Origin of the sequence: Allobosea sp. RCC_152_1 (genome assembly GCF_041360765.1) — a bacterium.
Taxonomy (GTDB): domain Bacteria; phylum Pseudomonadota; class Alphaproteobacteria; order Rhizobiales; family Beijerinckiaceae; genus Allobosea; species Allobosea spartocytisi.
Genome location: NZ_JBFUPU010000001.1, coordinates 117,209 through 139,961, shown reverse-complemented (window position 1 = coordinate 139,961; position 22,753 = coordinate 117,209). Strand labels below are relative to the sequence as shown.

The window sequence follows — 22,753 nt, the reverse complement described above, 5'->3', positions numbered from 1 at the left end:
ACCGCTTGACCTCGTGCTCCATGCCCGCACAGTAGCGGCATGTTCCTTCGCCTCTTCACCGATCTGCGCGCCGCCAAGGTCCCAGTGACCTTGCGCGAATATCTGACGCTGCTCGAAGGGGTGGAGGCCGATCTCGCCGAGCACAGCGTCGACGAGTTCTATTATCTCGCCCGCGCCACGCTGGTGAAGGACGAGCGCCATCTCGACAGGTTCGATCAGGTCTTCGCCCAGGTCTTCCAGGGCATGGAGACGCTCCAGCAGGCGATCGAGCAGGCCGGCATCCCGGAGGAATGGCTCCGCAAGCTCGCCGAGAAATTCCTCACCGACGAAGAGAAGGCCCAGATCGAGGCTCTCGGCTGGGACAAGCTCTGGGAGACGCTGAAGCAGCGCCTCGAAGAGCAGAAGGGCCGCCATCAGGGCGGCAACAAATGGATCGGCACCGGCGGCACCTCGCCTTACGGCGCCTATGGCTACAACCCCGAAGGGGTGCGTATCGGCCAGGACAAGAACCGCAATTTCCGGGCGGTGAAGGTTTGGGACAAGCGCGATTTCAAGGATTTCGACGACACGCGCGAGCTCGGCGTACGCAACCTGCGCATCGCGCTGAGGCGCCTGCGCCGCTTTGCCCGCACGGGTGCAGCCGAAGAGCTCGACCTCGACAACACGATCACGGAGACGGCCAGGCACGGCTATCTCGACGTCAAGCTGCGCCCTGAGCGCCACAACACCGTGAAGGTGCTGCTCTTCCTGGATGTCGGCGGCTCGATGGACTGGCATGTCGAGCTGGCCGAGGAGCTGTTCTCGGCGGCCCGGGCCGAGTTCAAGCATTTCGAGCATTTCTACTTCCACAACTGCCCCTATGAGCGGGTCTGGAAGGAGAACCGCCGCCGCCACGAGCAGCAGATCCCGACCTGGGAGGTGCTGCGGACCTATCCCGGCGACTACCGTCTCGTCTTCGTCGGCGACGCCTCGATGAGCCCTTACGAGATCGCGATGCCCGGTGGTTCCGTCGAGCACTGGAACGAGGAGGCGGGGCAGGTCTGGATGGAGCGATTGACGACGAAGTTCCCGAAATCGGTCTGGCTCAACCCGGTCCAGCAGCATCTGTGGAACTACACCCAGTCGATCCGGCAGATTGGCGGGCTGATGGGCGGGCGCATGTTCCCGCTGACGCTCGATGGCCTCGACGGCGCGATGAAGGTGCTGGCGCGCTGAGCCGAGACGATTGGCCGGCTTCCCTTGACGGGCATAGTTGCTCTATCTGCCGCCCATGACCGAGCACCCTGACGACGACACCGCCCCGAGCTGGCGCCAGCGCCCGAAGCCGGTCGGCTTCGAGATCGCCTACAAGCTCGACGGCGACTTTCTGGAGATCGACAGGACCAGGGCGGTCGACCGGCTGCGGCTGAGCGCCGTCGAGCAGGTGCGCTACGTGTTCGCCCCTGGCAACATCTCCTCCAAAGGCTACAAGACCCAGCTGCGGCTCAGCGACGGCAGGACCGTCACCTTCGGCAACCTCTCCTGGCGTTCGCTGACCGATCTCGATCGCGACGACGCCCGTTATCACCGTTTCGTCTCGGCGCTGGCGGCCGCGATCACGCGCGCCAATCCAAAAGCCCGCTTCGTCGGTGGCCGGCCGGGACCGATCTGGCTCGGGGTCGCTGCCGTCGGCGCGCTCTCGCTGGCGATGATCGCGTATTTCGCGCTGCATGCCTTCCAGCAAGGCCAGACCAGCGCGGGGCTGCTCGCGCTGCTGCTGCTGGCGGCGTCCTACTGGCAGGTCTGGCCGCTGATCTCGCTCAACCGGCCGCGCGAACTCGCGACCGGCGAGGTGCCGGACGATCTCGTGCCGGGGCGCGAGCCGAAGTCCTGAGGTCCGGCCGCCGCAACGCTGCGGCCGGAATGCGGCTCAGGCCTGGCGCACCACCAGCACCGAGCACTTGGCGCGGCGCACGATCGCCGAGGCATTCGAGCCGATGACATAGGCCAGCATGCCCGGTTCATGCGAGCCGATGACGATGAGGTCGATGCCGCCGGCATCGGCCTCGGCCAGCACCTCGCCATGCACGGAGCCGATCAGCACCTTGGCCGAAACCTGCTCCGCCGGAAGATCGACCTTCGCGGCGATCTCGGCGAGCTTGGCCTCGGCATCCTGCTGCTGCTCGGTGTCGAAATCGCTCGGCACGAACTCCATGTAGGTGACCGGAATCAGCGAGCGGACATAGACCAGCCGCACCGAACCGCCGGAGGCCTTGGCGAAGGAGACCGCTGCGTCGATCGCCGGCCTGGCGAGTTCCGCCTCGGCCAGATCGACGGGGACCATGATCGACTTGTACATCGCGAACTCCTCAAGGCTGGTTGCGATACCATTGTGGAGTTTGCCAGCGCCGGCGCATTGATCCAACGCAAATCGCGCATGGGGCGCGGCACGAGGCGCGGGCGACCGCCGCGCCGGTTTCGCTAGCCCTGCCGCTCGGGCGTGCGGACCACGAGGCCGTCGAGTTCGGGGCGGATGCGGATCTGGCAGGAGAGGCGCGAGTTCGGCCGGACGTCGAAAGCGAAGTCCAGCATGTCCTCCTCCATCGGCTCGGGCTGGCCGACCTTCGGCATCCAGGCCTCGTCGACATAGACATGGCAGGTCGCGCAGGCGCAGGCGCCGCCGCATTCTGCCTCGATGCCGGGGACCTCGTTGCGGATCGCCGTTTCCATCACGGTCGCGCCGACCTCGCCCTCGACGGTGCGGCTCTCCCCATGGGCATCGATATAGGTGATGTTCGGCATGTCCTGTCTCCGGCGCGCCCGCGCTCGGCCTCGCGCGGGCATGACGCTTGCTCGCTTAGAGGATTTCCAGCTCGCGCGAAACGGCGGCGATGCGCCGGCGGCCTGCTCAGGCCGCGCAGTCGCAGCGGCAGATCACGGCGCGCGCCTCGGCGGCGGCCAGCGTCAGCGCATCCATCGCGGCTTCCGTGGGGTGCTTGTCGCCCTGACCGAGATCCTGCTCGATCCGATCGGCCGCCTCGGCGACCTGCCAGGCGCCCACCGCGAGGGCAGCGCCCTTCAGGCTGTGGGCCGCGTCCAGGCGCGCCTTTGGATCGGCGCTGCCGTGGATGGTGCGCAGATGCGTGGCGCATTGCTGGGCAAAGAGCGTGAGCAGCTCGCGCTCGAGTTCACGGTCGCCGCCGGTCTGGCGGGACAGATGCTCGGTATCGATTGCCTTCTGGGACATGGTAAAACTCGTGAACGCAGTGACATCGACCGGCCGCACGGGCAAATCGACCCCTTTCAAGAAGCGCCTTGATGGTGAACGAGGCGTTAACGACGTTTGTGAATCAGGCACTCAAATGGGTTTCCAAGGCTCCGGGCCTCCACTACCCTTCCAATTGGTAAATGATGGGCGCAGTGTCTCCATTCATCCGGCCAGAGGCGGTCCGGATGGCGGAGCATGAGTTCGCGACCATCTTCAGTAGCGTGGCGAGGCGGCAACGATGAATCGACCCAAGAAGCTCCAGGATCCCACTGAAGCTGCGATGTCGGCGATCGAGGAGGCCCTGCGCCTCGAACAGCCGCAGGGTGAGACGGAAACTCCGGTCGAGGCCGAGCCGCGCCTGCCCATCACCAGCGAAAGCGATCTGAAGCTGGACATGCCGCGCGTCGAGCCGGCCGCCATCCCGGTCACCGCGCCTCCGGCGGCAACGGCGCAACCCCAGCAGGCGGCCCCGCCGCCGCGTGCCGCCATCGCCCCGGATACGAGCCGCGTCGCCAATGACGACCGGCGCGATTCCAGCTCGCTCGTCCAGGCCTTCTCCGTCCGCCCCTCGCGCAGGCCCTACTGGTTCGCCGGCCTGGCCTCGCTCGCCTGGCTGGGCGGCGCCGCCTTCGTCCTGCTCGGCCGCTACGGCTCCTTCAGCAATGGCCTGCCGGAGCCCGTCGCCGCCTTCGGCATCGGCGAATGGACCCTGCTCGCGCTCTCGATCGGCGCGCCGGTGGTGTTCTTCTTCGTCCTCGCGGCGCTCTACCGCCGCACGCAGGAGATGCGCCTGATTTCGCGCGCGATGACGGAAGTCGCGCTGCGCCTGGCCGAGCCGGAGGTGGCCGGCGCCGATTCCGTCCTGTCGCTGAGCCAGACCATCCGGCGCGAGGTCGCCGCCATGGGCGACGGCATCGAGCGTGCGGTCGCACGCGCCGGCGAGCTCGAAACCATCGTCCGCGGCGAGATCTCGACGCTGGAACGCGCCTATGCCGACAACGAGATCCGCCTGCGCTCGCTCATCGACGAGCTGGTGACGCAGCGCGAGGCCGTGGTCGGCAATGCCGAGCGCGTCAAGCTCGCCATCAGCGGCGCGCATGAGGGCATCGCCAGGGATCTCGACGGCGCCAGCCGCACCATCGCCGAGGCGATCGCGCAGGCCGGCGACCGCGTCACCGGCTCGCTCGGCACGAAGGGCGACCAGATCACCCAGGCGCTCGGCCGGGCCGGCGAACGGATGATCGAGGAGATCAGCGGCCGCAGCCACGATCTCGTCGAGCGCTTGCAGGTCACCTCGGGCGAAGTCTCCGAGCGCCTCGCCGGCGCCAGCGACAACCTCTCGACCATGCTCGACGGCCGTGCCAAGGAAATCGCGGGCTCGCTGGAAAAGACCGGCGTCGCCCTCACCCAGGGCCTCACGAACGAGGCGCAGAACGTCACCCGCGCGATCAGCGAGACCGGCATGCAGGTCGCGGAAACGCTGACCGCCCGCGTCGAGACCGTCAACGAAACGCTGAAGACCACCGGCGAGACCCTCGCCAAGGACATCTCCGCCCGCGGCGTCGAGGCGGCCGAGCGCTTCGAGGTCAGCAGCCGCAGCATGGTCTCGCTGATCGAGAGCCAGAGCGAGGCCCTGCAGCAGCGGCTGGCGGAATCCGGCGAGGCGCTGCGCAGCGTGCTCTCCACTGAGGGCGAGAGCGTCACGGTGCGCCTCACCGAGGTCGGGCGCGGCGTCAACAGCCTGCTCAGCCGGCAGAACGAAGCCATCACCTCGCGCCTCAACGAGGTCGGCGAGAGCGTCCACAGCCTCATCGGCACGCATGGCGATGCGCTGGTCAGCCGTCTCAACGAAACCGTCCGGTCGGTCGACGACGTGCTGCGCGAGCGTGGCGAAGCGATCATCCTGCGCGTCAGCGACGCCAGCGAGACGCTGGGCTTCGCCGTCGACAAGCATGGCGACACGCTGACCCACCGCATCACCGAGGTCGCCGACCGGGTGAACGGCCTCTTCAACGAGCAAGGCGGGAAACTGGTCACGCGCCTCAACGAGACCGGCGAAGCCGTCCATAGCCTGCTCGACGAGCAGGCCAGTGCACTGGTCGGGCGCGTCTCCGGCGCGGGGCGCGATCTCGCCCAGCTCGTCGGCGAGCAGAGCGACAGCGTCGTCGCCCGTGTCTCGGGTGCCGGCGCCGATGTGGCGCGGTTGCTCGAGGAGCGCAGCGAGTCGCTGGTTTCCAGCGTGTCCGGCGCGGTCAATGCCGTCGAAACCCGCCTGCGCGACGAGAGCGAGATCCTGGTCAGCCGCCTGGCCCAGGCGGGCCACGATGTCAGCCGCATCGTCGGCCAGGAAAGCGAGCGCATGATCTCCGGCCTGTCGGAGACCGGCGAGCGTGTCAGCGCCCTGCTCGAGGAGCAGACGGGTGCGATGACCGTGAAGGTTTCGCAGGCCGGGCTCGAGATCAAGGATTTGCTCGGCAACGAGAGCCAGCTCGTCGCCAGCCGCATCGCGGATGTCGGCCGCTCGGTCCACGGCATCCTCTCCGAGCGCAGCGGCGCCCTCATCAGCCGCCTCGCCGAAACCGGCGAAAGCATCGACCAGAAGCTGGACGAGCGCGGGCTGGCGCTGGCCGGCCGCATCACCGACGCGGTCGAAGGCGCGCGCGTGGCGCTGGAGCAGCAGCAGACCGGCTTCCTCGCCAGCGTCAGCGAAACCAGTGAGAAGGTCGGCCAGCTGCTCGGCGAGCACCGCGAGGCGACGGTTCGCGGTCTCGTCGACACCGGCCGCGAGGTCCACACGCTGCTCGGCGAGCAGAGCGAGGAACTGGCGCGCCGCATGACGGAAGCGACCCGCACCCTCACCGAGACGATCAATGTCGATGGCCGCCATGTCGCCGACCGTGTCGTCGAGGCGACGCAGGGCCTGCGCGACACCTTCACCGTCCACGCCGAGGATGCGCGCACCATGCTCGCCGGCACCGGCCGCGAGATCGTGCTCGCCCTCACCCAGCAGGGCGGGCGCGTCAACGAGGCGCTCTCCGCCAACGCCCAGTCGATGCTGCGCTCGGTCGAGGACCGCGCGCAGGCGCTGACCGAGGCGCTGGCGACCCGCCACGACGCGCTGACCAAGCTCTTCGACGAGCGCGGCAACGAGCTCGTCCTGGCGCTGACCGACCAGAACGGACGCGTCGGCGAGGCCCTCGCGGCCAGCGCCGACTCGATGCTGCGCTCCGTCGAAGGCCGCGCCCAGGCGCTGGCCGACGCGCTGGCCAGCCGCCATGACGCGCTCAACCGCCTCTTCGACGAGCGCGGGCACGAGATGGAGACGGCGATCGGCATGCGCCTCGCCTCGCTCTCGCATCTCTTCGACAGCCAGGGCCGCGAGGTCGAGGAGAACCTCGCCGCGCGCCTCAACGCCTTCGAGGATCTCATCGTCCATCAGGGCGGCTCGCTCACGGCCAAGATCTCGGGCGATGCGCGCGAGCTCACCGAGGCGCTCAACACCGGCATCGCGCAGGTCGAGAAGCTGATCTCGCAGGACGGCGTCTCGCTGGCCGACAAGGTCGGCACCCGCGCCCTGGAGGCGGCCAGCCTCCTCGCCGAGCGCACCCGCGAGGCGGCGGATTCCATGGAGGGCCAGATCAAGCTGTTCGAGGAGCGTTCCGGCGCCAAGAGCGCCGAGATCGCCGGCGCGCTCGACAGCCTGATCGCCCGCATCGACGGCAGCCTCGGCTCGCGCGCCACCGCCCTCAACGAGGCGCTGGTCGAGCGCACGGTCGACATCGCCCGCGTGCTGGCGGAAGGCGGACGCGAGGTCACCCGCGCCCTGGCCGCCAAGGCGGACGAGATCGGCGAGGTCGTCACCTCCAAGAGCGAGTCGCTCACCCGCACCCTCAGCGACAAGGCCGACACGATCAACGCCACGCTCGGCGGCCGCGCGCTGCAGATCGCCGATACGCTCGACCAGAGCGTGGCGCGCTTCGAGGAGCGCGTGGTGGGCCGGCTCGACACCGTGTCGCAGACGCTCGACACGCGCGGCGAGGAGATCGCGTCGACCCTGCAGGGCCGTTCGGAGTTCATCGCCGCCTTGCTCAGCGAGCGTGCGCAGGAACTGCGCGCCCTCTTCGAGCATAACGGCAACGGCGTGGTTTCCACGCTGACGGAGCAGAGCGAGGCGATCGCCGCCGCGCTCAACGAACGTGCCGAGCAGCTCCGGACGCTGTTCGACGATCGCGGGCTCGGCATCGTCGCCGCGCTCGGACGCCGGGGCGACGCCATCTCCAACGCGCTCGACCAGCGCAGCGAGCAGCTGCGTGTCCTCTTCGAGGGCAAGGGCGGCGATGTCGTCGAGGCGCTCGGCCGCCAGGGCGAGGCCATCTCCGGCGCGCTCGACGAGCGGACCGCGGCGCTGCGCGCCCTCTTCGATGCCAAGGGCAGCGGCATGGTCGAAGCGCTCGACGAGCGTGGCCAGGCTCTGGCCGCCGCCTTCACCGCCGCCGGCGAGACGGTGGTGCGGGCGCTGGAGCACCGCGGCAATGCCTTCGTCGCAGGTCTGCGCGACCGTGGCGCGGCGATCTCCAATGCGATCGAGACATCGTCCAATGCGCTGCGCGAGACGCTCGAATCCGGCTCGCGCCAGTCGATCGACGCGCTGGTCGGCACCAATGAGCAGTTGCGCGACGAGCTGGGCGGCATGCTGGGTCGCCTCGGCGAGGCCAACAAGCTGATGCAGCAGATCGTCAACGGCGCGAACAAGAACCTGGCCGCCGTCGAGAACAGCCTGTCGACCCGCGTCGGCGAGTTGCAGACCGTGATCAGCACGGTGATGGAAGAGGCCAACCGCGCCTCGCAGCAGGTCACCGCGCAGATCGCCGACCTCAAGGACTACTCCGAAGGCACGCTGCGCGAGACGACCGCCCTCGTCGCCAAGCTCGACGACAAGGGCGCCTCGCTCGGCGAGGTCACCCAGGCCAGCAGCGCGGCGCTCAACGCCGTGGTCGGCCGGCTCGAGCAGGTCGAGGCCCGCGTCGGCAAGGCGCTCGCCGAGCGGCGCGATTCGCTGGAGGAGCTGCACGCTCTGATCAGCGGCCGCACCGAGGATGTCGAGGCGATCACCCGCTCCTTCGCCTCGCTGATCGACGAGTCGCTCGGCACCGCCGAGGCGCGCGCGCGCCAGATCGGCGCCGTGCTCTCCGACTCGGCCGAGGCGACGACCAGCGCCATCGCTCAGCAGTTCGAGACGATCCGTTCCGCGACCGGCAAGGAACGCGAGCGGACGGCCGAGGCGCTGCGCGCGGCCTATGCCCAGGTCACGACCGAGATCGACGGCGAGCTCTCGAAGGTAACCGACCGCTTCCAGAAGGCGGCGCAGGACATGCGCGGCGTCACGGTCGACATCCAGCGCGAGCTGGAAACCACCCGCGCCGAGCTGAAGCGCGGCGTCCTCGAGCTGCCGCAGGAGACGCAGGAATCGGCCTCGGCGATGCGCCGGGTCGTTGCCGAGCAGATCAAGGCGCTGAACGATCTCACCGAGATCGTGACCCGCTCCGGCCGGCGCGGCGACGTCTCGCTGCCGATCGAGCAGGCCCCGCCGCGCCGAGCCGCCGCCCCTGTGGTTTCCGCTCCGGCCGCGGCCCAGCCGGCCCCGGTCTATACGGCTCCGGCGCAGCCCAAGCCTCCAGCGGCTGAAGGCCCTGCGCTGCGCCCGTCGCTCGACGCCGCGCCGGAACCGACGCCCAGCGCGCCGCCTGCCCGGGCCGAGAGCCGCGTCGAGGCCAAGCCTGCGCCGCGCCCCGCGCCGGTTCAGGAGGCGCCGCGCCGCGCGCCCGAACCGCAGCAGCCGGCCAAGGCCGGCTGGCTCTCGGACCTGCTGGTCCGCGCCTCCCGCGACGACAAGGCGCCAGAGGTGAGCAAGCCGACGACGCATTCGATCGAGAAGCTCGATTCGCTCTCCGTCGACATCGCGCGGATGATCGACCATGACGCGGCCGTCGAGCTGTGGGACCGCTACAAGCGCGGCGAGCGCAACGTCTTCACCCGCCGGCTCTACACCCTGCAGGGCCAGCAGACCTTCGACGAGATCCGCCGCAAGTATCGGCGCGACATGGAGTTCCGCGAGACGGTCGATCGCTACATCGACGAGTTCGAGCGGCTGCTCGGCGAAGCGTCCAAGGACGACCGGGACTCGATGGTGGCGAAGACCTACCTCACCTCGGAGACGGGCAAGGTCTACACCATGCTGGCCCATGCCAGCGGGCGCTTCGAATAAGCGCCTGCCCTCCCCGCCAAATCAAAAAAGGCCGCCCGAAAGGGCGGCCTTCTCTTTTTTGGACGCTCGCTGGAATTCAGGCTGCGGCTTGGAAACGGACCTCGCCACCGTTCAGGAAGCACATCTTGTCGAAGAGCCCGAGATCAAGTGGATTGGGCAACCGAATATCCGTCATCTCGGGAAACGGCTTCGCGGCAGGGTCATAGGCGCGGTCGATCTGCGAGATGAGAACGAAGATCACCCCGCGTTCGCGGGCAAAGCGCTTCAGCTCCCTCACCTGCCGCGACAGCTCCGGGGTGTCGCGGCGCTGATCGAGCAATTGCAGATAATCGATCACGGCGAGCATGCCGACGGGCGCCGCCGCCAGAGCCCCGATGACGTAGTCGGCACTGATCGCGTCGGAACAGTCGAGATCGAAAAAGCCGTCGAGCTCGTGGCCCGCAAAGCCAAGCGCTTGCAGGCGTTCGAGCACATCCCCGGGAGTATATTCCAGGGAGAAGAAGGCGCTGCGGCGTCCGGCCCGAGCCGCCTCGGCGGCCAGCGCGAGGCTCAGCAGCGTCTTTCCCTGGCCGGGGCGCCCCGCAACCAGCGCCAGATCGCCGGGCTCCAGTTGCCGGCAGAGTGCCGTGGCGGCGCTCGTGGCTGGTTGCTTGGCGGCGAGCAGTCCCCAGCTGCGATAGCCTTCCGCCGCGGCAATGCGGTCGAGCGCGGCATGGAGCGGGATTTGCTCCTGGCGATGCAGGAGCCTGGCCTTGCGTTTCAGTTGATGGATCGGCACCGAGAGCTTCATGCGGAAACCTCCTATTGCGGGCAGGTAGCGCAATCCCTCCTCATGCGTGATGCCCGAACAGTCGGTCGAAGCGGCAAGGAACCCCGCATGCAGATGCTTCCCCGCTGGAGGGGGGCGGCTCGGGCCAAGCCGGAATCGGAAGCTAGCCGGATTCGCCTCTCGCGGAAATCGCCCGCGTTGGCCTCCTCAGCCGAAAGGCTGTCTCAGCGCGCCCAGCGGACGATGTCGACCAGCACCTGCGACAGGGCGCGGTCGAGGGCTTGCGCCGCGCCCGGCCCATCCACCGCCGCGGCCGGAACACGCGCCGAGAACAGCTTCGCGCGCTGGATTCGGCCGCTCGTGTCGCCGACGATCTTGGCGGTGATCTCGACGACGGCCGAACCCGACGCCGCGTCGATGTCGAAGCTGCGGATATCGGTCACGAGCTGGACGGTCGGCGTAATGCCCTGCCCCGGAGCGGAGACCGAGCCGATGCGGCTGGCGTTCTCGAAAGTCTGGATCAGCCGGGTCTGCACGAGCGCCGGCACCTGATCGGCCCATTGCGCCCCGCCGAGGAAGGAGAGCGCGCCGCCCGAATCCTTGACGATGACCCGGTCCGAATCCAGCGCCTGCACGGCGGTCGGCCGCGCGACCACCATCGTGGCATGCGAGCCGCCGACGCGCCCGAAGCCGCTCGGGGCCGTCAGGTCGAAGGTCGTTGGGGTCTGGCCGCCGCCGCACCCTGCCAGGGCGAGCCCGGCGGAGAGCGCCAGCACGCTCAGGCAGCGTCGGGCCATGGCGGTCTGGGGAACCTCGATCGTCATCGGCTAGCGCGATCCGTTGTATTGCGGGAGCGGCGGCTTGCCGCCGAAGATGAGTTGCTGCGGGTTACGTTCGAAATTCCGGAGCGTGCGATTGAGTTCCGTCAGCACGCGTTTGGCCTCCGAGACAGTGGAATCGACATTGCGCAACCCCGAACCGGTGAAGCGATTGATTCCGACCGTGATCTCCGCCGTGCGCGCGTCGAGATTGTCGGCCAGCACGCGGATCGACTTCGCGGCGTCGGCGACCTCGTTCAGCGCGCTGCGGCCATCGGGGCCCGAAGCCGTGTTCAGGAAGGCCTGTGCCCCCTTCAGCACGCCCTCGACCTGATCGGCCGCGCGATTGAGCTTCGCGGTGATCGAGGCGACATCTTTCACCGCCTTGCCGACATCCTCGCTGGAGCCGCCGAGCGCGCCGGTGAACTTGTCGACATTGTCGACGATGCTCGCGACCTTCTTCCGGTCCACGGATTGAACGACGCCGGTCAACTCCTCGCTGAGCGATTGCAGCTTCTGCGACAGCGGCTGGATGGTGTCGGCGATGTTGCCGAAGCCGGCCATCAGCTTGTCGAGCCCGTCGGAGTTCTTGCCGAGCGCCTCCGAGAATTTCTCGACATTGCGGACCGTGTTGTTGATCGGCTCGCGGTTCTGCTTGATCAGGCCGTCCAGCGAGGTCAGGACACCGTCCGCGCGCTGGGCGACGTTGCGAACGGTCTCGATGATGTCCTGCAGTTCCGAACGTTCGGCGATGATCGTCGCCATCGGCTCGCCGGGCTTGGCCTTCAGGACCGGCGCGTCGGGCGCGCCGCCGATGAGCTGGAGCGCGACGACACCCGCAAGCCCCTGAGCTTCGATGCGCGCGCGCGTGTCTTCCCGGATGGGCGTGGTCGCGGCAACCTGGATGACGGCGTAGATCCGGCGCGGATCATCGGGCTGAAGCTCGATGCTCGTCACCTCGCCGACGCGCAAACCGTTGAACAGCACGCTCGAGCCGCGCCCGAGGCCCGTGACCGATCCGGTGAAGATCACGCGGATGTTGTCCTTGCGCCCGGCGCCGCCGCTGTTGAACCAGTAGACGAAGCCGAAGGCCGCAGCGAGCACCGCGAGGGTAAAAAGGCCGACGAGAGCGTAGTTCGCGCGCGATTCCATGGACTAGCCGTTCCGCTCTCGTTTCCCGGACGGTTGCCGGGCCGTGGCGCGCTCACCGCCGAAATAGGCCTTCAGCCAGGGATGGTCGGATTCCAGCATCGTCTCCAGCGTTCCGACCGCAATCACCTTCTTGTCCGCCAGCGCGGCGATTCGGTCGCAGGCATCATATAGACTGTCGAGATCGTGGGTCACCATGAAGACGGTGAGGCCGAGCGTCTGCTTCAGCGTCATGATGAGATCGTCGAACTCGGCCGCGCCGATCGGGTCGAGGCCGGAGGTCGGCTCGTCGAGGAAGACGATCTCGGGATCGAGCGCGAGTGCGCGAGCGAGCGCGGCGCGCTTGATCATGCCGCCCGAGAGCTCGGATGGCACCTTGTCCGCCGCATCGGGCGGGAGGCCGACGAGATCGAGCTTCACCATGGCCAGCTCGTCGAGCAGGTCCGGCGAGAGCTTGAGATATTCCCGCATCGGGACCTGGATGTTCTGCTTGACGGTCAGGGCCGAGAACAGGGCACCCTGCTGGAACATCACGCCGAAGCGACGCTCCAGCACGCGGCGCTGCGACGCGTTGAGCTTGTCGACGTTCTCGCCGAAGACCTCGATGGTGCCGCGTTGCTTGCGCACCAGGCCGAGGATCGTCCGGGTCAGCACCGATTTACCCTGGCCGGAACCGCCGACGAAACCGAGGATCTCGCCGCGCATCACGTCCAGGTTGAGGCCATCCATGATGACCTTGTCACCGAAGGCGACCTTGAGGTCGCGCACCCGGATGACGGCGTCCGGCTCGCCCCGCCGGCCGGGTTCGCCCTCATGTCCGCGCCGGGCGGCCACCACGCGGGAGATCTCGTGCTCGCCCATCGTCAGAACTCGATCGAGGCGAAGAACATGGCGAAAAGCCCGTCGACGACGATGACCATGAAGATCGCCTTGACCACCGAGGCCGTGACCTGTCGCCCCAGCGATTCCGCCGAGCCCTTGACCGCCAGCCCTTCGATCGAGGCGATGAGCCCGATGACGAAGGCCATGAAAGGCGCCTTGATCAGGCCCACGGCGAAATGCTTCCAGGTGATGACCGATTGGAGCCGGGCCAGGAAGGTGTCGACGCCGATGCCGCCATAGAGCCAGGCGACGAGACCCGCGCCGGTCAGGCCCGCCATCGATGAGATGAAGGTCAGGATCGGCAGTGAGATCACCAGCGCCAGGATGCGCGGCACCACCAGCACCTCGATCGGATCAAGCCCCATCACACGCAGCGCGTCGATCTCCTCGCGCATCTTCATCGAGCCGATCTCGGCAGTGAAGGCCGAGCCCGAGCGGCCGGCGATCATGATCGAGGTCAGGAGAACCGAAAGCTCGCGCAGGATGAGGATGCCGGTCAGGTTCACGACGAAGGCCGTCGCACCGAACTGCTGGAGCTGAAAGATACCCTGCTGCGCGACGATGCAGCCGACCAGGAAGGAGATCAGCATGATGATCGGCGCGCCGTTGAAGGCGATCAGCTCGACCTGATTGACCAGCGAGGGGCCGCGGAACTTGCGCGGCCCGAGCAGCACGGCGACCGAGCCGACCACCACCTCGCCAAGGAACATGGCGCCGCCGACCATGTCGCGGCCGAAACGGATGATGGCCTCGCCGACATTGGCGAGCACGCTGACCACGCTGAAATGGTCCGGATGCAGCGGCACGTCCTCGTCATGCACCTTGACCTCGGCGAGCAGGATGCCGTGCTCGGGCCTGCGGCTGACGATCTCGACGGACGCGCCCTGCCGCTCCTGCCGCGATTTCAGGCGGTTCAGGACATAGGCGCCGAGCGTGTCGAGCCGGGTCACGTCCGACAGGTCGAGACGCGCATGCGCCGCTTGCGGCATGCGTCCGGCGATCTCGCCGATCAGCTTCTCCAGCCGCGGCGCCCGGTCCGCGCTCCAGGACCCGGCCAGCGCGACTGCGAGCGTTCCGGCATCATCGCGGAAAATCGCCTGAGGCTCGGCGGTGTCAACGCTCGGCATATGCCCGTGATGTCCCTCACCCGGCCGAGCGGCACTCCTGCCGTTTCGGCGTCGCTCAGCGTCGGAATCCACCCCTTTGCCTTGTATTGCCGCGCCGGGGACGCTTGGCAAGCCGGACAGCCCCCGTGCGGCATTACGCCGGAGGAGCGTTGCCGAAGCGCCATAGCATGGAACCCCGCCTGCCCGCCGAAGCAGCAATTCCTTAAGAAATCGTCGCGCAATCTTGCCCCGTTCACGTTGCGGCCGTCACTGATTCGGCCGTCCCTTGCGAAGGCAGACCGGTCATGAGCGATGCCCGCTCCCTGACACCGCTGAGCCAAACCGACTTCGACGCCATCGAGGCGGCGGTGATGGAGACGTCGCGCGGCCGCTGGTTCATGGCCGAATACGCCAAGCGCAACCGACAGGCGGACACCGCTCAGCTCCTGACCGCGATCGGCCGGATCGAGCGCGTCGTCGGCCTCGGCGTGCAGGAGACGAGCCGGGATGCCAGCCTGATCGAAGCCGCCGCCCTGATCAGCGACCTGCGCATCGATCTCGAACGGATCAGCGGCAGGTCCCAGGAACGCGCCTCCGGCCTCGCCATGCAGATCGAAACAGCCGCCGGCCGCATTCTGGGTGCGACGGAGAACATCCAGGAGGTCGCCTGGACGCTGCGCGAGGCCGGCGCCGAGGATCATCTCTGCGACAGGCTCGACCAACATGCCGCGGATATCTCGCAGGCCGTCAGTCTCGTCGATGGCGTCGTCCAGCGCATCGACAAGATCGCGGACACCATCGCCATGCTCGATTCGAGCCTGCGCGCCTTCGGCGAGATCACGCGCGATCCGAGCCCGCACTACCTGACGGCGACGGAACTGGCTGGCCTGCCTCCCCGGCCGGCACGGGCGAGCGAAGACAGCGTCGCGGACGGCCGTTTCGGCACCGCAAGCAGCGACCAAACGCAGCCGCATAGTCTCGACGACGTGGCAAGCACCGAAAAGCGGATCGGAACGATCGATCTGCTGGACGACGACCTCGTCTTCACCCAGGCCGAAACGGCCCCTCAGGCGCCCGCGCGCATGCAGGCCGCCGCCGCTCCGTCCGAAGCGGCGCTGCGCGAGATCGATGCGCTGCCGGCCGAGCGCAAGCTCGCCTATTTCGTCTGAGCCGGAACGCTCAATTCTCCCGCCGCAACGCGGTTTCGTGCCAGCGGCGCAGCAGGAGATGCGAGATCAGGCTCGTCGCCAGGAAGATCGCGACTCCCGACAGCGAGATCATCGCCAGCGCCGCGAAGACCCGCGGGATCTTGAGCTGGTAGCCGGCCTCGAGGATGCGATAGGCCAGCCCCGAGGCATTGCCGCCGGTGCCGGCGACGAATTCGGCGACGACCGCGCCGATCAAAGCGAGGCCGCCCGACACTTTCAGCCCCGCCAGGAAATAAGGCAGCGCCGCCGGCAGCTTGAGATAGCGCAAGGTCTGCCAGCGGCTGGCGCCATAGAGCTCGAACAGATTGACGAGGTTGTGGTCGGCCGCGCTCAAGCCCAGGATCGTGTTCGACAGGATCGGGAAGAAGGCGACGATCCAGGCGCAGATCAGCAGCGACAGGTCGATGTCATCAGCCCAGATGATGATCAGCGGCGCGATGGCGACGATCGGCGTCACCTGCAGGACGATCGCATAGGGCAGGAGCGCCATTTCCAGCCATTTCGACTGGCTGAACAGCACCGCCAGCGCCACGCCGATGAGGATGGCTGCCGCGAGCGCCAGGAAGGTGATGCGCAACGTCACCCAGAGCGAGGCGGAGAGCGTCGCCCAATCCTCGACTAGGGTCCGGCCGATAAGCAGCGGTCCGGGCAGGACATAGGGCGGGATGTCGTTCCAGCGGACGGCCAGCTCCCAGAGCGTCAGCACCAGAACGCCGATGACCAGCGGCGCGAGGATGCGGGGCCAGATGCTGACCGGCAAACCGAGGAAGCGGGGCTCGGCCGGAACCGGCAGAGCCTCGGCAGCGGCAGCCTCGCGCGCCAGGGTATCCTCAGGCGCGCTCATGGGCCGATCGCTTCCTTGAGTTTGCCGGAAGCGATGCGGCAGAGATGGGCATATTCGCCGGAGGTGCGGAAGAGGTCGTCGCGCGGATAGGCGGCTGCGACCGGCAGATCGGCGATGATGCGCCCGGGCCGGGCCGCCATCACCACGATGCGCTGCGAGAGATAGACCGACTCGAAGACCGAATGGGTGACGAAGACGGCCGTGAAGCGCTCTTGCGCCCAGAGCGCGAGCAAATCGTCGTTGAGGCGATGGCGGGTGATCTCGTCGAGCGCGGCGAAGGGCTCGTCCATCAGCAGGATGCGTGGCCGCATCACCAGGGCGCGGGCGATCGAGACGCGCATCTTCATGCCGCCGGAGAGTTCGCGCGGATAGGATGTCTCGAAGCCCTTCAGCCCGACGAGAGCGAGCATCGCGGCGGCACGCTGCTCCGCTTCCGCCCGCGCCAACCTCTGCAAGGTCAGCGGCAGCATGACGTTGGCGAGCGCATTCGCCCAGGGCATCAGCGTCGGATCCTGGAAGACGAAGCCGAGATCGCGCCCCGACCCGGTCGCCTTTTCGTCGCGGCCCGGCCAGGCGATCGTCCCTGCGCTCGGCGCGCCCAGGCCCGCGATCATGCGCAGCAGGGTCGACTTCCCGCAGCCGGAGGGGCCGAGCAGGCTGACGAACTCCCCGGCGGCGAGATCGAGATCGACGTCGCGCACGGCGAGCGTCCCGTTGCCGAAGCGCTTCGAGACGCCGCGCAATGCGACGAGGGGCATGGTGGCCTCGTCCAAGACCGATCGACCCGCGACGCTCAGGGCTTGCCCACGCCCTTGTTGATGAAGTCGAGCGTATAGGCCTTCTTCACATCGACGCCGGCCGGGAAGACGCCGACATCGGCCATGGTCTTGTAGAAGCTGGTCCAGCGCGCATCGGTCATGGCGCCGACGCCGAGTGTCAGCGCATCGCCCGACAGGACGATGCCGTTCTCGTTCATGACCTTGACGGCGTAGTCGATCTTCTCCTGATCCATGTCGGGATTGTCCTTCAGGATCAGCGCGTTGGCGGCGGCATTCTCGGGGCCGGCCTTCATGTATTGCGCCCAGCCCTCCAGCGTCGCGGTGACGAAGCGCTGGACCAGATCCTTCTTCGTCTCGATCAGCTTGCGCGAGACGTTGATCGTCGTGTTGTAGGCATCGAAGCCATTGTCGGCGAGCAGATGCACCACCGGCTTCACCCCGGCCTTCTGGATGGCGAAGGGCTCGGAGGACAAGAAGCCCTGCTGCGAAATCCGCTTGTCGGCCAGGAAGGGCGCCATGCTGAAGGTGTAGGGGCGGATCTGGTCGTCGGTGTAGCCGAATTTCGCGCGCAGGAAGGGCCAGAAGGCGGTGCGCGCCTCGGTGCCGATCAGGATCGGCTTGCCCTTCAGGGCCGCAAGCGAGTCGTTGCCCTGGTTCGGGTGCGAGATCAGGACCTGCGGGTCCTTCTGGAAGATCGAGGCGATGGCGAGGAAGGGGATGTTCTCCTGCGCGAAGCGCACCGCCTCGAAGCTGGTCGACATCGTCATGTCGACGCGGCCGCCGAGCAGAAGCTGCGACGGGTTCTGCTGCGGGCCGCCCTGCCGGATCTCGGCGTCAATGCCGTATTTCCTGTAGATGCCGTTGGCGAGCGCGAGATAGAAGCCGCCATGCTCGGCCTGGGCGCGCCAGTTGGTCTGGAAGCTCACCTTGTCGAGCGTCTGCGCGTTGACTCGCGCGCCCGGCACCGGCACCAGCACGGAAGCGGCGGAGCCGCCGATGAGGCCGAGCGCGGCGCGCCGGTCCAGGCGATATCTCATCATCGTCATGTTCGGAACTCCCCCACGGCGGACCCGGCAATCTCTGGCCTTGTGCCCTTATGCCATGCGATAGCATGGCAGGAAATCGCAACACCGCCTCGCGGCAGGCGGCTTCGCAACATCCGCAACCCGCGATCGGCAGGCCGAGCATGACCGCACGCTTCTGGGGCGATCTCAAGAGCTCCGATTTCGCCGCACTGCCGCGCGAGAGCACCGTCGCCGTGCTGCCGCTGGCGGCGATCGAGCAGCACGGCCCGCATCTGCCGGTCTCGACCGACACCACCATCATGAACGGCATGCTGGCCGAGGCGGTGCCGCTGGTCGGCGCGGACGTCGAGGTGCTGGTGCTCCCGACGCAGGCCATCGGCAAATCGAACGAACACCTGCATTCGCCGGGCACGCTGACCATCGGCTGGGAGAGCGCTGTCCGCTCCTGGATCGAGATCGGCGAGAGCGTGAAGCGGGCGGGCTTTCGCAAGCTCGTGCTGCTCACCTCCCATGGCGGCAATGTCGACCCGATGAAGATCGCCGCGCGTGAATTGCGCGTCGCGCACGGCATGCTCGCGGTAACGAGCGCCTGGATGTCCTTCGGCCTGCCGGACGGGCTTTTTGCCGATCTCGATATCCGCCACGGCATCCATGGCGGCGATGTCGAGACGGCTCTGATGCTGCATTTCCGGCCGGACCTCGTCGATATGGGCAAGGCCGAACGTTTCGAGCCGCTGATGCTGCCAATGGCGGATGAAGGCTATCGCTGGCTGAGGCCGACCGGCCCGCATGCCTTCGCCTGGATGGCTCAGGACGTGCACCCCGCAGGCGTGGCGGGCGATGCCAGCCTCGCCACGGCCGAGAAAGGCAAGGCGACCGCCGCGCTGCAGGCCAAGGGCTTTGCCGAGCTGATGGCCGACGTGGCGCGCTTCCCGCTGGAGAGGCTGCACAAGGCGGACTAAATCTTTGGGTTGTTCATCGGCTTCTCCCGAAAACCGCGCTCCGCTTTTCGGGCCGAAGCTCTGGCTCAGTCCGGATCGAGCAGGCGCGCGCCCGTCCCCTCCTCCGCCAGCCTGTCCCAGGGATTGCGCAGCGGGCAGTCCTTCACCGAAAGGCAGCCGCAGCCGATGCAGCCGTTGAGATGATCGCGCAATCGCGTCAGCCGCTCGATGCGCCGATCAAGCTCCGCCTTCCAGGCCGTGGACAGGCGCTTCCAGTCGGCCACGGTCGGCGTGCGCCCCTGCGGCAGGGCCTTGAAGGCCTCGCGGATCGTCTTCAGCGGCATGCCGGCCCGCTGCGCCACCTTGATGATCGCGACACGGCGCAGCACCTCGCGCGGATAGCGGCGCTGGTTGCCGGCCGTGCGGTGGCTGCTGATCAGCCCTTCCGCCTCGTAGAAATGCAGTGCCGAGACGGCGAGCCCGCTGCGGCGCGCGACCTCGCCGACGCTCAATTCCATGGGCAGGCGCTGCGGCACATCCATCGCGCGCCCCTCCGTTTTCGGCGCTTGACCTTAACCTTAGTTGAGGTTCTATAAGCCTCGCTCCCGTGACGCAAACCGGAGCGCATCCATGCTCAAGAAGCTCGACACAAGGATCAGGCTGGCGCTGATCTACGGCAGCGGCCGCGAGGGCCGCTTCTGCGACAAGGTCGCCGGCTGGGCGATTTCCCAGATCGAGGGCGACGGCCCGTTCGAGCTCGCGATCATCGACCCCGGCACGCTCGAACTGCCGCCGCGCCATGTCGGCAGCGGCCATCCGGCTCTGGAAGAGGTTCGGCAGACCATCGCCTGGGCCGACGGCTTCATCGTGGTGACGCCCGAATACAACCGCGCCTATCCGGCGATCCTGAAATTCCTGATCGACTCGATCGGGCCGGAATGGCGCGGCAAGCCGGTCGGCTTCGTCTCCTATGGCGGCATCTCGGGGGGCTTGCGCGCCGTGGAGCAGTTGCGGCTCGTCTTCGGCGAATTGCACGCCGCACCGATCCGCGACGGCGTCTCCTTCGCCGATGTCTGGGGCCGCTTCGACACAGAGGGCCGGCTCATGGAAGCCGACCGTGCCGAACGGGCGATGGCGACGATGCTGGCGCAGCTCCATTGGTGGGCGAGCGCGCTGCGGACCGCGCGCGAAACCGTGCCCTACGGCCAGTTCGCACCGGCCTGATACCTCACGCGAAGTTGGGGCGAGCTTCACAAATCCGAACTGGTCTCGCTGCGGCCTGGGCGAAACAATGCCCGCCCCGAGACCAGGAGCCGGACGGATATGAAGCTCAAACTTCTCCGCAACGCGACGCTGAAGCTCAACTATGGCGGCAGGACCTTCCTGATCGACCCGGATTTCGGGGTGCCGCTCAGTCGCCCTTCCTTCACCGGCCGCTCGCAGAACCCGATGACGCCGCTGCCCGAGCCGATCGAGGACATCCTCGCCGGGGTGGACACGGTGATCGTGTCCCACCTCCACGCCGACCATTTCGATGCGGTCGCGAAGGAGCGCGTGCCGAAGAACCTGCCGATCATTTGCCGGCCGGGTGACGAAGCGGCGATCGCGCAGGCGGGTTTCTCCTCGATCACGGCGATCGACTGCTTCATCAGGCTGGGGCCGATCATCCTGAAACGGCATCCGGCCCAGCACGGCACCGGCGCCGTGGTCGATAAGATGGGGCCGGTGATGGGGCTGAGCTTCGAGGCGCCGGGCGAGCCGACGCTCTACTGGTGCGGCGACAGCGTGCTCTATCCGCCGCTGCGCGATGCCGCGGCGGCGACGGGACCTGACGTCATCGTCACGCATTCCTGCGGGGCGATGTGGGACAACACGCTGATCGTGATGGACGACGAGCAGACGCTCGATCTTGCCGAGGCCTTCCCGCGGGCGACAATGATCGCGACGCATATGGAAGCGCTGGACCACGCCACCGTCAGTCGCACAGCGTTGCGCAAGGCGGCGAAGGAACGCGGCGTCGACACGCGGCGCCTGCGAATCCCCGCTGACGGCGAGACGATCGAACTCGGCGTGCCGGCGCTGGTTTGAGCCACTCGAATACGCGTGTCATCCCGGCTCTTCGCTTCGCTCCGGCCGGGATGACACGCGATTTAAAACGGAAGGGGTCTATTCCCCCGCCTTCAACTGCTTGGCGTAGATGTCCTTGTACTGCTCGCGCAGCAGGTTCTTCTGGACCTTGCCCATGGTGTTGCGCGGCAATTCGCCGACGACGAAGACCTGCTTGGGCTGCTTGAACTTGGCGAGACGCTGCTCCAGCGCCCCGGCGATGCCCTTCGCGGTGATCTCGGCGCCCGGCTTGCAGACCACGACCGCCGTGACCCCCTCGCCGAAATCGGGATGCGGCACGCCGATGACCGCGCTCTCGATCACGCCCGGCATCTCGTCGATCTCGGTCTCGACTTCCTTCGGATAGACATTGTAGCCGCCGGTGATGATCAGGTCCTTGCCGCGCCCGACGATGTGGACGTAGCCGGCGGGATCGATCTTGCCGAGATCGCCGGTGATGAAGAAGCCGTCCGCGCGAAACTCGGCGGCGGTCTTCTCGGGGTTGCGCCAATAGCCCTTGAAGACGTTGGGGCCCTTGACCTCGATCATGCCGATCTCGTCGCGGGCGAGTTCCTTGCCCGTCTCGGGGTCGGTCACGCGCGCCGAAACGCCCGGCAGCGGGAAGCCGACCGTGCCGGCGACGCGATCCCCCTCATAGGGGTTCGAGGTGTTCATGTTGGTCTCGGTCATGCCGTAGCGCTCGAGGATGGCGTGGCCCGTGCGCTCGCGCCATTCGCGATGCGTCTCGGCCAGCAGCGGCGCCGAGCCGGAGACGAAGAGGCGCATATGCTTCGTCGCCTCCCGGGTCAGCCGCGCATCCTGCAGCAGCCGGACATAGAAGGTCGGCACGCCCATCATGCTGGTCGCCTGGGGCAGGTGCTTGAAGACCTGATCGGGATCGAATTTCGGCAGCAGGATCATCGCGGAGCCGGAGAGCAGCACCACATTGGTCGCGACGAAGAGGCCGTGGGTGTGGAAGATCGGCAGCGCGTGCAGCAGCACGTCGTCCTTGGTGAAGCGCCAATAGTCGACCAGGGTCAGCGCATTGGACGACAGATTGTCGTGGCTGAGCATCGCGCCCTTCGAGCGCCCGGTCGTCCCGGAGGTGTAAAGGATGGCGGCGAGATCGTCCGGCCCGCGCGCGACATCGGCGAAGCTGGTCGAGGCCGCCAGCGCCTTGTCGGACAGCGTGCCCGCCGAGACATCCGGCGCGCGCCAGACGCCGAGCGTCTCCAGCTTCGCGCCGGCCTCCTCGGCGAAGGGCCTGAGCGCCTCGGCCTTCGCCGGATCGCAGACGAAGACGGCGGGCTCGGCATCGCCGAGGAAATACTCGATCTCGGCCGGGGTATAGGCGGTGTTGAGCGGCAGGAAGATCGCGCCGGCCCGGACCGTGCCGAGATAGAGCATCAGCGCCTCGATGCTCTTCTCGACCTGCACCGCGACGCGGTCGCCCGGCTTCACGCCGAGGCCAACCAGCGCGTTGGCGAAGCGGGCGGAGACGTCGAGCACGTCCTGATAGCTGTAGCTTCGGCCGTCATCGAGGAGCGCAAAACGCGCGCCCGGCCCCGGCATGCGGGCACGGATGAGGTCGAACAGGTGGTTGCCCATGATTTC

General features: G+C 67.7%; 20 protein-coding genes. 7 read left to right on the top strand and 13 right to left on the bottom strand.

The features are described 5' to 3' along the window. Window positions 1-39: 39 nt before the first annotated feature. Together AB6806_RS00645 and AB6806_RS00640 are read left to right on the top strand one after the other, a co-directional pair. Window positions 40-1,215, top strand: coding sequence for a vWA domain-containing protein (locus AB6806_RS00645; RefSeq protein WP_112763388.1), 1,176 nt, complete (start codon window positions 40-42; stop codon window positions 1,213-1,215). Window positions 1,216-1,270: 55 nt separating this feature from the next. Then, a complete protein-coding gene (locus AB6806_RS00640) occupies window positions 1,271-1,873 on the top strand; it encodes a hypothetical protein (RefSeq protein ID WP_142020260.1) in 603 nt (200 codons plus the stop codon). A gap of 36 nt (window positions 1,874-1,909) precedes the next feature. Here the strand turns inward: AB6806_RS00640 and AB6806_RS00635 are convergent, their stop codons facing one another. From AB6806_RS00635 to AB6806_RS00625, 3 genes are all read right to left on the bottom strand, one after another. Further along, on the bottom strand, window positions 1,910-2,338 hold the full coding sequence (locus tag AB6806_RS00635; protein ID WP_038361322.1) for a universal stress protein: 429 nt from the start codon (window positions 2,336-2,338) through the stop codon (window positions 1,910-1,912). 122 nt (window positions 2,339-2,460) lie between these two features. After that, window positions 2,461-2,781: a 2Fe-2S iron-sulfur cluster-binding protein gene (locus AB6806_RS00630; protein ID WP_038361320.1), complete on the bottom strand. Its 321-nt coding sequence runs from the start codon at window positions 2,779-2,781 to the stop codon at window positions 2,461-2,463. A gap of 106 nt (window positions 2,782-2,887) precedes the next feature. Further along, window positions 2,888-3,286 (bottom strand): Hpt domain-containing protein, encoded by a 399-nt coding sequence (locus AB6806_RS00625; RefSeq protein WP_370953901.1) that lies wholly within the window; start codon window positions 3,284-3,286, stop codon window positions 2,888-2,890. A 199-nt stretch (window positions 3,287-3,485) separates the two neighbouring features. On the opposite strand from AB6806_RS00625, the gene AB6806_RS00620 reads away from it, so the two are divergent. Next, window positions 3,486-9,512, top strand: coding sequence for an apolipoprotein A-IV repeat region-like domain-containing protein (locus tag AB6806_RS00620; protein WP_370953900.1), 6,027 nt, complete (start codon window positions 3,486-3,488; stop codon window positions 9,510-9,512). Window positions 9,513-9,588: 76 nt separating this feature from the next. On the opposite strand, the gene AB6806_RS00615 is transcribed toward AB6806_RS00620, so the two are convergent. From AB6806_RS00615 to AB6806_RS00595, 5 genes are all read right to left on the bottom strand, one after another. Then, window positions 9,589-10,302, bottom strand: a complete 714-nt coding sequence (locus AB6806_RS00615; protein WP_370953899.1) for a DNA helicase — start codon at window positions 10,300-10,302, stop codon at window positions 9,589-9,591. 203 nt (window positions 10,303-10,505) lie between these two features. Beyond that, a complete protein-coding gene (locus tag AB6806_RS00610) occupies window positions 10,506-11,105 on the bottom strand; it encodes an ABC-type transport auxiliary lipoprotein family protein (protein ID WP_370953898.1) in 600 nt (199 codons plus the stop codon). Between the two features lie 3 nt (window positions 11,106-11,108). Beyond that, on the bottom strand, window positions 11,109-12,251 hold the full coding sequence (locus AB6806_RS00605) for an MlaD family protein (protein ID WP_038361315.1): 1,143 nt from the start codon (window positions 12,249-12,251) through the stop codon (window positions 11,109-11,111). Window positions 12,252-12,254: 3 nt separating this feature from the next. Then, on the bottom strand, window positions 12,255-13,109 hold the full coding sequence (locus AB6806_RS00600; RefSeq protein WP_081925291.1) for an ABC transporter ATP-binding protein: 855 nt from the start codon (window positions 13,107-13,109) through the stop codon (window positions 12,255-12,257). Window positions 13,110-13,111: 2 nt separating this feature from the next. Beyond that, window positions 13,112-14,257, bottom strand: a complete 1,146-nt coding sequence (locus AB6806_RS00595) for an ABC transporter permease (protein WP_038361314.1) — start codon at window positions 14,255-14,257, stop codon at window positions 13,112-13,114. 284 nt (window positions 14,258-14,541) lie between these two features. Here AB6806_RS00595 and AB6806_RS00590 point away from each other — a divergent pair, with 284 nt between their 5' ends. Further along, a complete protein-coding gene (locus AB6806_RS00590) occupies window positions 14,542-15,405 on the top strand; it encodes a hypothetical protein (protein ID WP_191123277.1) in 864 nt (287 codons plus the stop codon). 10 nt (window positions 15,406-15,415) lie between these two features. Here the strand turns inward: AB6806_RS00590 and AB6806_RS00585 are convergent, their stop codons facing one another. From AB6806_RS00585 to AB6806_RS00575, 3 genes are read right to left on the bottom strand one after another with little or no spacing between them, the layout of a single operon-like run. Then, complete coding sequence (locus tag AB6806_RS00585; RefSeq protein WP_191123278.1) at window positions 15,416-16,288, bottom strand: ABC transporter permease; 873 nt, start codon at window positions 16,286-16,288, stop codon at window positions 15,416-15,418. After that, window positions 16,285-17,046, bottom strand: a complete 762-nt coding sequence (locus AB6806_RS00580) for an ABC transporter ATP-binding protein (protein WP_370953897.1) — start codon at window positions 17,044-17,046, stop codon at window positions 16,285-16,287. Before AB6806_RS00580 ends, AB6806_RS00585 begins: the two co-directional genes overlap by 4 nt. Before the next feature lie 35 nt (window positions 17,047-17,081). Continuing rightward, window positions 17,082-18,113: an ABC transporter substrate-binding protein gene (locus AB6806_RS00575; protein ID WP_142020252.1), complete on the bottom strand. Its 1,032-nt coding sequence runs from the start codon at window positions 18,111-18,113 to the stop codon at window positions 17,082-17,084. Window positions 18,114-18,253: 140 nt separating this feature from the next. Here AB6806_RS00575 and AB6806_RS00570 point away from each other — a divergent pair, with 140 nt between their 5' ends. After that, window positions 18,254-19,054: a creatininase family protein gene (locus AB6806_RS00570; RefSeq protein WP_142020251.1), complete on the top strand. Its 801-nt coding sequence runs from the start codon at window positions 18,254-18,256 to the stop codon at window positions 19,052-19,054. Between the two features lie 65 nt (window positions 19,055-19,119). Here AB6806_RS00570 and soxR read toward each other — a convergent pair whose 3' ends face one another. Beyond that, complete coding sequence (soxR, locus tag AB6806_RS00565) at window positions 19,120-19,575, bottom strand: redox-sensitive transcriptional activator SoxR (RefSeq protein WP_038361308.1); 456 nt, start codon at window positions 19,573-19,575, stop codon at window positions 19,120-19,122. An 88-nt stretch (window positions 19,576-19,663) separates the two neighbouring features. Here soxR and AB6806_RS00560 point away from each other — a divergent pair, with 88 nt between their 5' ends. Beyond that, a complete protein-coding gene (locus AB6806_RS00560) occupies window positions 19,664-20,257 on the top strand; it encodes an NADPH-dependent FMN reductase (RefSeq protein WP_113252096.1) in 594 nt (197 codons plus the stop codon). Between the two features lie 99 nt (window positions 20,258-20,356). Next, window positions 20,357-21,121, top strand: a complete 765-nt coding sequence (locus AB6806_RS00555; RefSeq protein ID WP_038361306.1) for an MBL fold metallo-hydrolase — start codon at window positions 20,357-20,359, stop codon at window positions 21,119-21,121. Between the two features lie 78 nt (window positions 21,122-21,199). On the opposite strand, the gene AB6806_RS00550 is transcribed toward AB6806_RS00555, so the two are convergent. Then, a complete protein-coding gene (locus AB6806_RS00550) occupies window positions 21,200-22,747 on the bottom strand; it encodes a malonate--CoA ligase (RefSeq protein ID WP_142020250.1) in 1,548 nt (515 codons plus the stop codon). Window positions 22,748-22,753 lie beyond the last annotated feature (6 nt).